Here is a 12,490-nt window from a genome sequence, read left to right as displayed (position 1 = left end):
TCTTCAGCTCTTTATCGTCGCCGCGTCGATCCAACCGATGTTTCCATCGTTACGGCGGTAAACGATATTCAGTTCCTTGGCAGGGCTGCGAAACAGCAACACCGGCTCGTCTGTCATATCAAGCGCCATCACCGCACTTGCGACCGTCATCGTTTTCACCTGCTTTGAGGTTTCAGCAACGATTGTCGGTGCGAAATCTTCAGGCACTTCGTCATCTTCATCCGGCACGGCGTCCATGACCGTGTAGGGAAATTCTTCGAGAATACTGTTGGCGGAAGCACCGTTATGGTGATCCTTCAGCTTTCTCTTGTATCTGCGAAGCCGCTTTTCAATTCGCGCAGCTGCCGCATCGAAACTTGCCTGTGGATCGTTGGCCTCGCCCGCAGCATGCAACACAACCCCTGTATCGAGATGGATTTTGCAGTCGCTCGAGAAACGTGGCCCCGACTTCTCTACAGTCACTTGACCGGAATACCCCCCGTCAAAGTATTTGGTAATGGCCAGGCTGATGTTTTCCTCGATCCTTTGACGGAACGATTCGCCGATATCCATATGCTTACCAGATACACGCACACTCATGGAATTTTTCCTTCTTCAGTGATTTGCGTATACCAGCTTACGTCAAGCCAAGCGCTCATCCAAGCGTTTCGAGACTCTTTCGGTCTCATTCCGGTTTGGTACCTTGGCACAACGAACACTTTAACGTTGATGGCCCCCTGCCACCCGTGCGGCGAGCTTCTAGCCTTGGCGGCATGAAGAGTCAATTAACATTATTAACAGTTTGAAATATATTAATATTTGGTTAGGCGGTCGCAGCTTTGGCCATTGCTTTTTTCTCTCGCCGCCTTTGCACGGACGAGGGAATATTCATCGCTTCACGATATTTTGCGACTGTTCGTCGCGCCAGATCAACACCGTTTTTTTTCAGGTTTTCGACGATTTCGTCATCCGACAGAACTCTATCAGGTGCTTCTTGCGAGATCATGATCTTGATGCGATGGCGCACCGCCTCCGCGGAGTGGCTATCACCCCCCTCAACCGAACCGATGGAAACACTGAAGAAATATTTGAGTTCGAATAACCCGCGGGGTGTCAGCATGTATTTGCGCGATGTGACGCGGCTCACGGTGGACTCATGCATCTTGATGGCATCAGCCACCTGCTTCAAATTGAGCGGACGCAAATGATCAACGCCATGCACAAGAAAAGCATCCTGCTGACGCACGATTTCGCTGGCCACTTTCATGATCGTCTTGGCGCGCTGGTCAAGGCTGCGGGTCAGCCAGCTGGCGGTTTGCATGCATTCGGACAGGAACTCACCGTCCTCGCCACCGCGCGCCTTGATTTTTGAAACCTGTGAGAAATATGTTTGGTTGACCAGTACACGCGGCAAGGTCTCCGGGTTCAACTCGATGAGCCAACTGCCATCGCTTGCGGGTCTGACGATGATATCAGGAACAATGATTTCCGAAATTCCGGTCTCGAAACCTGCACCGGGCCGTGGATTGAGCGAACGGATTTCGGCCAGCATATCCAGAAGATCTTCTTCGCCAACGCCACACAGGCGTTTGAGCGAGACAAAATCGCGTTTGGCCAGAAGCTCGAGATTACCGACAAATGCACGCATTGCCGGGTCAAGACGGTCTTTTTGCGCAAGCTGAATGGAGAGGCATTCACAAAGCGTCCTTGAAAAAATACCAGGTGGATCAAGTGTCTGCAGAAGAGTGAGAACGTTTTCAACGTCGCCAATGGCTTTACCCAGCTGATCCGAAACATCATCCAGCGCCTTTGCAGGTATGTAGCCGGTCTCCTCCAGGTGATCGAGAAGCGCATCAGCAATCAAACGGTCTCGGGGCGAGGAGACCGTGAAGGGCAGTTGCTGGCCGATATGGTCGCGAAGGGTCAGCTTGCTGGCGACGAAGTCATCGAGATCATAAGCCTCCGCGGAATCTGCACCCGGCATGGACTTCCATTGGCCGATGAGCTCAGGTGCGTCCGCCTTTGACTGCGCGCTATCGTCCTGGAAAACGTTTTCGAAACTCGTATCGAGCTGTTCGTTCAGGCTGCTCGCCCGGTCTCCATACCATTCTTCAGGATCGGGCGGGCTCTCGGCAAACTGCTCAGGAGCCGGGCTGGATTCATCAAAACCCTCCGAATGGGCAGCGGGAGAGCCGCCTAACTCGCTATCATTTGCCACTATTTCAAGCAGAGGATTCTTTTCGACTTCCTGCGCGATGAATTGCGTGAGTTCGATATGCGTCATCTGAAGCAGCTGGATGGACTGCATCAGTTGCGGGGTCATGACCAGAGACTGGCTCTGACGCAGCAATAGACTGGCGGACAAGGCCATGGTGGACGCTAAACTCCCATAAACCCCTTTATCACCCGTATTTTCTAAAATTCCAGGCGGCAAAGTCTGAACTGGCCCAAAAATTGCTTTTTATTCTTGTTTGGTCAAGCTCAACTGTTGAGAGAGTTGGAAGAATCTTTGCCGCCTGCATATTTTGAGTGGCTATTTTTATATCTCGCCCGTTACAGGCTGAAATTATTACCCAGATACAGGCGTCGAACGTCAGCATTGTTGACGATCTCCGACGCGCGGCCGTGTGTCAGTACTTCACCGGCATGGATAATGTAGGCTCGGTCGATCAAGCCCAATGTTTCGCGCACATTATGGTCAGTGATCAGAACACCGATGCCGCGCGCTGTAAGATGGCGCACTAGGTTTTGAATGTCGCTAACGGAAATAGGGTCAACGCCAGCAAAAGGCTCGTCCAGCAGCATGAAGGTCGGGTCCGTCGCCAGGGCGCGGGCAATTTCCAGCCGTCGGCGCTCACCGCCAGAGAGAGCGACTGCTGGCGATTTGCGCAATTGCGAGATATGGAACTCTTCCAGGAGTTCATCAAGCTTGCGATTTCGCTTTTTTTCGTCGCGCTCGTGGACTTCCAGAACGGCGCGGATATTCTCTTCGACCGTCAATCCGCGAAAAATGGATGCTTCCTGTGGCAGATAGCCTACGCCCAATCGCGCACGGCGATACATGGGCATGTTGGTAACATCATTGCCATTGATGGCAATCTTGCCGGAGTCGACAGGAACGAGGCCGGTGATCATGTAGAAACAGGTCGTCTTGCCGGCACCGTTTGGTCCAAGAAGGCCAACAGCTTCACCACGGCGAACGACGAGCGACACACCGTTGACGACGCGGCGCGTATTGTAGGTCTTCGTCAAGCCTTGAGCAATCAAGGTGCCTTCATAGCGCGACTTGTCGCCAGCATCGCCATCAATTTCGGATGAGCGCGCGGCGCCAGCGCCAAACAGCTTTGAGATGGATTGGATCTTCACGGGATACGAACTACTGCTTTTTCTGCGATTTCGGGTCGAGCATGATGCGCACTGGCCCGCCACAGCTTTCCAGCTTCGCCTGCCCGGTTGTCATGAAGACCGTCAATTTGCACCCGGTGAAGACATTGGTATCCTGAGAAAGGACGACCTGTTTTCCCGAAAGAATGAATGTCTGCGCCGCCATGTCGAACTCGCCCTTATCAGCGGTCGCTTTTTGCGTTCCAGAGGTCAGGTAAACGGAGTTGTCTACGAAAATCTTGTCGATGTCGGCGCCGCCGCTGGTGATGGATGAGTTCGCGGCCGCTCCTTCGCCCTTGCTTTTGTAAAGCACTGTCATCTTGCCTGCCTGCAAAGTCGTCGTTCCCTGAACGACCTTGACGTTGCCGGTGAAGTAAGCCTTGTGCTCTTGGTCCCGAACTTCCAGCTGATCGCTCTCAATGGCAATCGGCTGGTCGTTGGAAAGCTTCAAGCCTTCCATGCTGCTCGTCGTGCTCTGTGCGGCCGCAGGGCCTGCGAGACATGCAAGAGCAACGGCTGCAAAACAGGCGGCGTTGGTATAACGGGCTGTGCGCAAAATCTGCATCATCTGGGTCGGGCTCTCACTTGCCTGCGTTCTGAATGGTCGATGCAGCTATACGAGCTCGTACCTGCCCCGAAAATGTAATTGTCTTGCCATTATCTGCGATCTGTAAACTATCGGCGTTAATGGAACCTTCTTTGGTCGTGATGGCAACAGGCATTTTGCTGTCCATCGTTCCGGCTTTAAGGTCGACATTTGCAGACTGGAACTTAGCTTGTATGCCATTGCTGAGATTGATGTCAAAGGGGGCAATCATCTGCAATTGGTTTGTCGCCCGGTCGAAGATCCCTTCCTGCGCGACAACTTGTGCGACAATATCATTCATCGGCACCGCCGCCAGCACATTTTCCAGTGTCATGAGGTTGGGGCTGGCAATATCCTGCAATGCCCGTTCAGCGTTCATGGAATAATCGAAGCCCTTGTTGTTACGCCCGGCAAGTGCTGGTTTTTCCATCACGATCTTGCCGTTTTCCACCGTCGCGCTTTGGAGTGAAACCTCGTCCGGCAACCACGTACGGGCCAGCGATACTGCGATGAAGGACAGCGAGATGATGGCTGCTCCAAGCGGGAGAATAACTCTCAGTTTCTTGACGCGTGAGGAATGGCGCAAAGCAACGTCATAGGCGCGCGCATGTCCGTTGGACAAGGGAAAACCGGGCGTTGGCTGGCTTAGTCGTTCAAGCATTTTTTAAGGGTCCGAAGCGAGGTTCGTCGCAGCCAGAAGGGTTAAAAGCGACGCCATCTATATTTCTTGTTGTGTTTGGCACGACGGCCATGCTCTGCCAATATGGTTTTTCTCTGAACGAGCGCAAGAGCCGCGATATTTTTATCAAAACGATGCTTTCCCGTTTGTTTCCTTGCAAGAGGTGGCTACAAGGCTCATATGGCTGGCTTTTAGAAGCTGTTACCGGTTTCATCGAAGGTGAATAAATGGATCAAATGGCAATCGCAGATCGTAGGCAATTGCGGCGCAAGCTGACATTTTGGCGTGTCGCGGTCGTCCTGCTTCTCGTTGCAGGTTTGTTCGCCATCTATCGTTTCGCCTTCTCAGAGCCCACGCAAAGCATGCGTCCGCACATAGCACGTGTGGAGATCAGCGGCATCATCCAGGATGATACCGAGCTTCTAGAGCGACTGCAGAAGATTGCCGATAGCGATAGCGCCAAGGCGCTCATCGTGTCCATTTCCTCACCCGGCGGCACGACTTATGGCGGCGAGAGGATTTTCAAAGCCATTCGCGCCGTGGCCGAAAAGAAGCCCGTTGTCTCTGACGTGCGCACACTGGCGGCTTCTGCCGGCTATATGATTGCCACGGCGGGCGACACGATCATTGCGGGCGATACGTCCATCACCGGATCGATCGGCGTGATTTTCCAGTATCCGCAGGTTGGTCCTCTTCTCGATAAGCTTGGCGTATCCCTGCAGGAGATCAAATCATCGCCGATGAAGGCAGAACCTTCGCCTTTTCACGAGCCGCCGGAAGAAGCAAAAACCATGATCCGCAACATGGTCATGGATAGCTACAGCTGGTTCGTGGACCTTGTTGCAGATCGCCGCAAGCTGCCGCGAGAAGACGTTCTCAAGCTCGCTGATGGTTCCATTTTCACCGGTCGTCAGGCCGTCGCTGCCAAACTCATCGACACGCTTGGTGGCGAAAAAGAAATCCGCGGCTATTTCGAGACCCGCAAGGTGGCCAAGGATCTGCCGATCGTGGAATGGACCGCACCTTCGAAGCGCTCGCCATTCGGCCTGTTCAGTCTTGCCGGGATCGTCAAACTGCTCGGCTATGATGAATTTCTGCCATTCGATGCGCCTCGCCAACTGGGGGCCGACAAGTTGTTTCTTGACGGTCTTGTTTCGGTTTGGCAGGTTAGAGACCGATAAAAAGCCAATTCTTTCAGGGGGCAACTTTGATTAAGTCTGAACTGGTGCAGATCGTTGCTGCGCATAACCCTCACCTTTACCACCGTGATGTCGAAAATATCGTCAACGCTGTGCTGGATGAGATTACGGATGCGTTGGCAGCGGGCAACCGTGTCGAGCTGCGCGGTTTCGGTGCTTTCTCGGTGAAGAATCGCCCCTCGCGGTCAGGACGCAACCCGCGCACCGGTGAGTCCGTTTTTGTCGAAGAAAAATGGGTTCCTTTTTTCAAGACGGGCAAAGAGTTGCGTGAACGCCTCAACCCGGGCATGAGCGACGTCGAAGATGAAGACTGAGCGTGGTGGTTGAGACGGAGCATTGAAGCTCCTATCTGACGTCGATGCAGGTTTGTCTGAAGACCCCGAAGGACGGAGTATCGTTGGATGTCAAAAAAGATCGTCAACCTTTTGGTTTTCGTGCCGCTGGCTATCATTCTGGTCGTGCTGTGCGTGGCAAACCGGCAGGCCGTCACTCTGGCGCTCAACCCTTTCAAGCCCGATGACAGCTTGTTGTCGTTTTCGGCCCCGTTTTTCGTCTTCATTTTTCTAGCCGTCATTTTCGGCGTGTTTTTGGGATCGATGGTCACGTGGTTTTCGCAAGGGAAACATCGGAAGCGCGCCCGCACTGAAGCCAAGGAAGCCATACGCTGGCACGATGAAGCCAACCGGCATAAGGCGGCCGCCACCACGGTCGCGATCAATGCGCCGGTGGATGCCCGCATCGCCTCCAAGTAAAATTGCTCGCAACGTGATAGGTTTTGACAGCGCAGCCCTTTGATAATAACGCGCCGTGATGTTATTGGCCGCCGCATGAGATGCGGTCAGACTTGGAAAGAACCCCGTTGAAGAAAAAAGACAACCGCCCGGGTGCCAAGCCGCGCGCGGGGCAGGAGCCCCGGCAAAGAAATTCGGTCAAACCGGCAAAGCAAAACGACGCTGCGCCCCGTGGCCGTAATGTCGACCATGTGCGGCCTTCCGCGAGTTCTGCTGCCAAACCGTCAAGGCCAGCTGTTAGGGACAACACCACCGCCAAGGTTAAGATTGCGCCGCCTGATGTAGAGCAGGTTCCGCCACGTCCTTTAAAGCAAAGAACGGGTGTACTACCGGCCGAGCGAGTTCCGGTCATTCTGGAATCGATGGGCGCCGGTGATTTCCATCTGATCGACACTGGTAACGGGTTGAAGCTCGAGCAATACGGCCAATACCGCATCGTGCGTCCAGAAGCGCAGGCGCTGTGGCGCCCGAGCCTGCCGGATCGAGTCTGGGAAAATGCCGATTCCATCTTCAGCGGCGATACCGATGAAGACGGTATGGGCCGCTGGCGTTTTCCGAAGGCACCGTTGGAAGAAACTTGGCCGCTCTCTCTTCTCGGTGTCAACTTCCTCGGTCGTTTCACCGCCTTTCGCCATGTCGGCGTGTTCCCCGAGCAGATCGTTCATTGGGAATGGCTGAAACACACGATTGAAGCGTCTGATCGTCCGCTAAAAGTCCTCAACCTGTTCGGTTACACTGGCGTAGCCTCCTTAGTGGCCGCTGCTGCCGGCGCTGAGGTGACCCATGTGGATGCGTCCAAGAAGGCAATTGGCTGGGCGCGGGAAAATCAGGCATTGGCCGGACTGGAAAATGCGCCGATCCGTTGGATTTGCGAAGACGCGATGAAATTCATCCTGCGTGAAGAACGTCGCGGCAACAGCTATGACATCATCCTCACCGATCCGCCGAAATTTGGACGGGGTACACACGGTGAAGTGTGGGAGCTTTTCGACCATTTGCCGCTGATGCTGGATGTATGTCGCGATATCCTGTCGCCCAAGGCGCTGGGCCTAGTGCTGACAGCCTATTCGATTCGAGCCAGCTTTTACTCCATGCATGAATTGATGCGGGAAACCATGCGCGGCGCAGGCGGGGAGGTCGCGTCTGGCGAACTCGTCATCCGCGAGGCAGGCCTCGATGGCAAAACGCCGGGGCGTGTGCTTTCTACCTCTCTCTTCAGCCGCTGGGTGCCGAAATGATCGATGACCGACGTGAAAATCGACCCGGCCGGGTAGGTCAGGTCAAGGAAGTAACGAGCCTAGCCAACCCCATCATCAAGGACATCAAGAACCTGACCCAGAAAAAGGGTCGGGAAGAAACCGGTACCTTCATGGCCGAGGGCCTAAAGCTGGTGATCGATGCTCTGGAATTGGGCTGGACGATCCGCACGCTGGTTTATGCCAAAAATGCCAAGGGTAAATCCCTGGTCGAGCAGGTGGCGACAAAGACGGTTGCCTCCGGTGGGCTGGTTCTCGAGGTCACCGAAAAAATTCTGTCCTCCATCACCCGCCGCGATAATCCGCAGATGGTGGTGGGCATCTTCGATCAGAAATGGACGCCGCTAAAAGACATCCAGCCTGATAACGGCCAGACTTATATTGCACTCGACAGGGTCCGTGATCCCGGCAACCTCGGCACCATCATCCGCACGGCGGATGCGGCAGGTGCCTCCGGCGTAATACTCGTTGGTGACTGCACCGACCCATTTTCCTTGGAGACGGTGCGTGCCACCATGGGTTCGGTCTTCGCCATACCTGTCGCGCATGCGACCGTGGACGAGTTTCTGAGTTGGAAGAAATCAGCTGGTGTCAGCGTCGTTGCGACCCATCTCGCAGGCTCTGTGGATTACAGAACAATCGATTACAAAAAGAAGCCGACTGTGCTTTTGATGGGCAACGAGCAAGGCGGTCTTCCGCCGGAGCTGGCTGGAAAGGCCGATCAACTGGCCCGTATTCCGCAACAGGGACGTGCTGACTCCCTTAATCTGGCGGTTGCAACGGCCGTTATGCTGTTTGAAGCGCGCCGCCATGTTCTCGAACTTGCACCGGTAAAATGATGACGAAACCCGCATTGTTCTCCAGACCGATCCCTGCAGTCATATTCATCGTCATCGCATTGATCACGGACCAGATCGTCAAGATTCTGGTTGAAGCCTACCTGCCCTTGCAGGAAATGGTGCCGGTGATGCCTTTCTGGGCGCTTTATCGCACCTATAACCTCGGCGTTGCCTTCTCCATGCTCTCAGGCATGGAGGGATGGTTCATCGTCACGATGCGTCTGGTGATCGTCGGTTTCGTCATCTGGCTGTGGCGCAAGACGGAAGCTGATCGCACCTTCGCACATCTCGGCTTCGCGCTGATCATTGCCGGCGCAGCTGGCAACATCTTCGACCGGTTTCTTTATGGTCATGTGATCGATTACATCCTGTTTCATACCGACACATGGTCGTTTGCGGTTTTCAATCTGGCGGACTCGTTCATCACCATCGGTGCTGGTTGCGTCATTCTGGACGAAATACTGCACGCAAGAACGAAGAAAAGCTAAAAATTTAACGTTCAAGCCAAGCCAATCAAAACTGCTGCCGTGCTAGCCGTTATACATGAGCGAACTGGCGAAACTGAATAACCGGATTTCTGAAGCGTTCGACCCCAGCGATACGAGTGGGGTTTCCGATACCGCTGGGCATAACGGAAGCCCGGATAAGCCGTCAGGCCTGCCTTTTTACAACAGTCTTCTTCGAACGGTTACGCTGTTTACCGCTGGCTGTGGTTTTGCTTTCGCAAGCGCTGTGTATCTGGGCGGAAATGTCGCCCTCTACATGGCGGCCGTATCCGTTTCCATTTGCGTATCCTGCGCCTTCTACATGATGTTTCGGGCCGCCGTTCTGCGTCAGGCATCGGTGAGGGATGTGAAGGTCGTAGAAGCGCGGCAAATGCAGAACGCCGCGCTCGTGGCGGAAATGCACGAAGCCATGGGCGATATCGTCGTGACCCGCGATATGAACCGGCGCATTCTGCACGCCAACAGCACCTTTCGTGAAATGACAGGCTGCGGAGAGCCGCAAGGCAAGACATGCGAAGAAATCGGCATTGCCTTTCGCCCGGGCGACAGGGTCCACAGCTACGATGTCGAAATCGCCACGCCTTACGGTCAGCGCATTTTCACATGGCACGATACCATCGCCCATGACGGAACGAGCAGCCGGCTGGTGATCAGCAGCATTGCCCGTGATGTCACTGACGAGCGCGCCGCTATCGTCACCCGTGAAGATGCACGGCTTCGAGCGGAAAACGCCAATGCCGCCAAGGGCAGATTGCTGGCAACCGTCAGCCACGAAATTCGCCTGCCGCTATCAGGCATTCTGGGCATGAACCATCTCCTGTCGCAAACGTCTCTTAATCAGGAGCAGCGCAATTATCTGGATGGCATGCGCCAGTCCGGCCAGGCGCTGGTGCAGCTCGTTGAGGATCTGCTGGACTTCTCCACCATGGAAGCCGGGCGGTTCAAGCTCAATCCACGAGCAGAAAATCTGCGCCAACTCATCGAAAGCGTGGTGGAGATGCTCGCTCACCGCGCCCATGAAAAAGGCATCGAAATTGCATCCATCGTTGCGCCGGATGTGCCTGACTATCTCGATTTCGATCCAGCCCGTCTTCGGCAGGTCCTGTTCAACCTCATCGGCAATGCTGTAAAATTTACCAGCAAGGGCGGAGTTCTCGTTCGGGCTTCCATGAAAGGCAACGCACTTTCAATCGAGGTGGAGGATACGGGTCCGGGTCTTGGCAAGTCCGAGCAGGCGCGAATCTTCGGAGAGTTCGAACAGGCGGGCTCCGCCGCTCAACGTAGCGCTGGCACAGGCCTTGGTCTGGCCATATCTGCTCGCATCATTCGTGAGTTTGGAGGAACATTGTCCGTGTCAGGCAAGAAGGGCATAGGCAGTACCTTCACCTTGATATTCCAGCCAGCGTCCGCTTTGGCGCCGGTCATACCATCCAACCGCGTCGGCGCGCTAAGCCTCTCGAACGTATTGCTGTTTGCGCCACAGGGTGTCGCCGCAACGGCGACATCGGGCTCGATCCATGCCCTTGGCGGCATCTGCACCCATGTTTCCACACCACGCCAACTGGAGGAGTTGAGGCGGCAAGCACCCGATGACTTGGACCACGTGACCGACATCATCGTTGATCATCGCGTCGCGCCTGCTTTTCGCGACACACTTCAGGCATGGCCATCGGTGCAAGGCCGCACGATACGACACATATTGCTCGTTAACCCGGAGGAACGTGCATCGCAGCCACGCGATGGGTTCGATGCTTGGCTTATCCGACCGCTGCGGGAAAAATCTCTGATGGACGTTTTATGCGGACGCCTGCGCGGCATGGAACCGCGCGATGCGATCAACGATAATCATCATCCCGGGGTTGGTTTTTCGCCCGCATTGGATGAGACACGAAGGGAACTTGATGTTCTCATTGCCGAGGACGATCCCGTCAACGCACGGATACTGCGTGCCGTCTTTGAGAAGTCCGGCTGCACAGTGCACGTGGTGAGCGACTTCGCAGCACTTTCAGAGGCGCTTTTTGAGAAATCCGGCTTGCCGGACCTCGTTATTTCCGATTTGCATATGCCAGGGGGGGACGGCTTCGCTATTCTTCCGCACCTCTGTGTGCAGCTTTCAAATAATAAGATTCCGCTGATGGTGTTGAGCGGCGATACGACTTGGGAAACACGAGCGATTTTACTGGAAGCCGGGATCGCAACAGTGCTGACAAAACCGGTTGAACCGAAGCGGTTGATCGAGGAGGTGCTTCGCCTGTTTCCCCAAAAACGCTTGGGCAAAATTTAGATTTGATCTGCTGTTGGTTATGCTGCCCGTTGTCACTGTTCTGTCGTCAATAAGTGATTTATGACAGCCAGAAACCAACGGTGGTGGGGCGATTCTCCATGGTCACGGAAATTCTCGAATACGACATTCGCGAGCGAAATGTCGTCATCAGCGCGCTTCCCGTTTCGCAAAAGCGCAACGATGATGTTTTCGGCCGCATCGGCCCGTTGGAAACCCGACTTGCCAGAAACGAGCGCGAAATCGACGCCGCGCAGAATGTCCGTTTCCGTGTTTTCGTTGAGGAAATGGGTGCGCGCCTGCCAGCCGAAGCCATGCGCCGAGAGCGTGATATCGATGCGTTCGATTTGGTCTGCGACCACCTTCTGGTGTTGGACAACTCCATCGAAGGTGATCCGGAAGATCAGATCGTCGGCACCTATCGGCTGCTGCGGCAGGACACGGCTTTTGCCAATAATGGTTTTTATTCGGCCAGCGAATTCAACATCGAAGGGCTGATCGACCGCCACCCAACCAAGCGGTTCATGGAGTTGGGACGCTCCTGCGTGCTGCCGGAATATCGCACGAAAAGAACGGTTGAATTGCTCTGGCAAGGCAATTGGGCTTATGCCGTCAGACACCGTATGGATGCCATGATCGGCTGCGCATCCTTTCCCGGTGTGCAGCCGGAGGCACATGCGCTGGCGCTGTCCTACCTTCATCACACCTGTGGCGCAAAAGGGGACTGGGCAGCGGCCGCGCTGCCGGAGCTTTATTGCGAAATGGACATGATGCCATTGGAGGCGATCAATCCGCGCCGCGCTCTCTTTGCCATGCCACCGCTCATAAAGGGCTATATGCGGCTGGGCGCCATGTTCGGCACTGGCGCTGTGGTTGATCACGCTTTCAACACCACGGATGTGCTCGTCATTCTGCCCGTATCGGCCATCGCCAATCGCTACATCAACTATTACGGTGGTGAAGCCGAACGTTTCAACGGCTAAAGTCTTC

General features: G+C 54.8%; 14 protein-coding genes. 9 read left to right on the top strand and 5 right to left on the bottom strand.

The annotated features are described in order from the left end of the window. Nucleotides 1–3: 3 nt before the first annotated feature. The 5 genes from hpf to lptC all read right to left on the bottom strand — a co-directional run bounded on the left by hpf (nt 4) and on the right by lptC (nt 4,610). On the bottom strand, nt 4–579 hold the full coding sequence (hpf, locus tag ATO67_RS13115; protein ID WP_067649602.1) for a ribosome hibernation-promoting factor, HPF/YfiA family: 576 nt from the start codon (nt 577–579) through the stop codon (nt 4–6). 223 nt (nt 580–802) lie between these two features. Next, complete coding sequence (rpoN, locus tag ATO67_RS13110) at nt 803–2,350, bottom strand: RNA polymerase factor sigma-54 (RefSeq protein WP_067649600.1); 1,548 nt, start codon at nt 2,348–2,350, stop codon at nt 803–805. Between the two features lie 182 nt (nt 2,351–2,532). Beyond that, nucleotides 2,533–3,288, bottom strand: a complete 756-nt coding sequence (gene lptB, locus ATO67_RS13105; RefSeq protein ID WP_173645938.1) for an LPS export ABC transporter ATP-binding protein — start codon at nt 3,286–3,288, stop codon at nt 2,533–2,535. A gap of 67 nt (nt 3,289–3,355) precedes the next feature. After that, nucleotides 3,356–3,931 carry an LptA/OstA family protein gene (locus tag ATO67_RS13100; protein WP_067649598.1) on the bottom strand — a complete coding sequence of 192 codons (576 nt, stop codon included), beginning with the start codon at nt 3,929–3,931 and terminating at the stop codon, nt 3,356–3,358. Between the two features lie 13 nt (nt 3,932–3,944). Then, the gene (gene lptC, locus ATO67_RS13095) at nt 3,945–4,610 is read right to left on the bottom strand and encodes an LPS export ABC transporter periplasmic protein LptC (RefSeq protein ID WP_067649595.1); all 666 of its coding nucleotides are present in this window, start codon (nt 4,608–4,610) and stop codon (nt 3,945–3,947) included. Here lptC and ATO67_RS23120 point away from each other — a divergent pair. The 9 genes from ATO67_RS23120 (at nt 4,586) to olsB (ending at nt 12,483) form a co-directional block, all read left to right on the top strand. Then, on the top strand, nt 4,586–4,855 hold the full coding sequence (locus tag ATO67_RS23120; protein WP_157940944.1) for a hypothetical protein: 270 nt from the start codon (nt 4,586–4,588) through the stop codon (nt 4,853–4,855). The two genes, lptC and ATO67_RS23120, sit on opposite strands and share 25 nt — an antisense overlap. Then, nucleotides 4,856–5,809 carry a signal peptide peptidase SppA gene (sppA, locus tag ATO67_RS13090; RefSeq protein WP_067649592.1) on the top strand — a complete coding sequence of 318 codons (954 nt, stop codon included), beginning with the start codon at nt 4,856–4,858 and terminating at the stop codon, nt 5,807–5,809. It abuts the gene before it with no gap. A 26-nt stretch (nt 5,810–5,835) separates the two neighbouring features. Next, on the top strand, nt 5,836–6,141 hold the full coding sequence (locus ATO67_RS13085) for an integration host factor subunit beta (protein ID WP_042616207.1): 306 nt from the start codon (nt 5,836–5,838) through the stop codon (nt 6,139–6,141). A gap of 87 nt (nt 6,142–6,228) precedes the next feature. Then, nucleotides 6,229–6,579: a LapA family protein gene (locus ATO67_RS13080; RefSeq protein WP_067649590.1), complete on the top strand. Its 351-nt coding sequence runs from the start codon at nt 6,229–6,231 to the stop codon at nt 6,577–6,579. Nucleotides 6,580–6,686: 107 nt separating this feature from the next. Beyond that, nucleotides 6,687–7,856 carry a class I SAM-dependent methyltransferase gene (locus ATO67_RS13075; protein ID WP_067649587.1) on the top strand — a complete coding sequence of 390 codons (1,170 nt, stop codon included), beginning with the start codon at nt 6,687–6,689 and terminating at the stop codon, nt 7,854–7,856. Further along, entirely contained in the window at nt 7,853–8,713 is an 861-nt protein-coding gene (locus ATO67_RS13070; protein ID WP_067649584.1) for a TrmH family RNA methyltransferase, read from the top strand. Before ATO67_RS13075 ends, ATO67_RS13070 begins: the two co-directional genes overlap by 4 nt. Then, a complete protein-coding gene (gene lspA / locus ATO67_RS13065) occupies nt 8,713–9,201 on the top strand; it encodes a signal peptidase II (protein WP_067649865.1) in 489 nt (162 codons plus the stop codon). Before ATO67_RS13070 ends, lspA begins: the two co-directional genes overlap by 1 nt. A 55-nt stretch (nt 9,202–9,256) precedes the next feature. Next, nucleotides 9,257–11,503 carry a PAS domain-containing hybrid sensor histidine kinase/response regulator gene (locus ATO67_RS13060; RefSeq protein WP_067649582.1) on the top strand — a complete coding sequence of 749 codons (2,247 nt, stop codon included), beginning with the start codon at nt 9,257–9,259 and terminating at the stop codon, nt 11,501–11,503. A 98-nt stretch (nt 11,504–11,601) separates the two neighbouring features. Then, a complete protein-coding gene (gene olsB, locus ATO67_RS13055) occupies nt 11,602–12,483 on the top strand; it encodes a l-ornithine N(alpha)-acyltransferase (protein ID WP_067649580.1) in 882 nt (293 codons plus the stop codon). The last annotated feature ends 7 nt before the right edge of the window (nt 12,484–12,490 follow it).

Source organism: Agrobacterium bohemicum (assembly GCF_001562555.1).
Taxonomy (GTDB): Bacteria; Pseudomonadota; Alphaproteobacteria; order Rhizobiales; family Rhizobiaceae; genus Agrobacterium; species Agrobacterium bohemicum.
The sequence above is the reverse complement of the archived record's forward strand: the minus strand, read 5'-3'. Positions and strand labels throughout refer to the sequence as shown.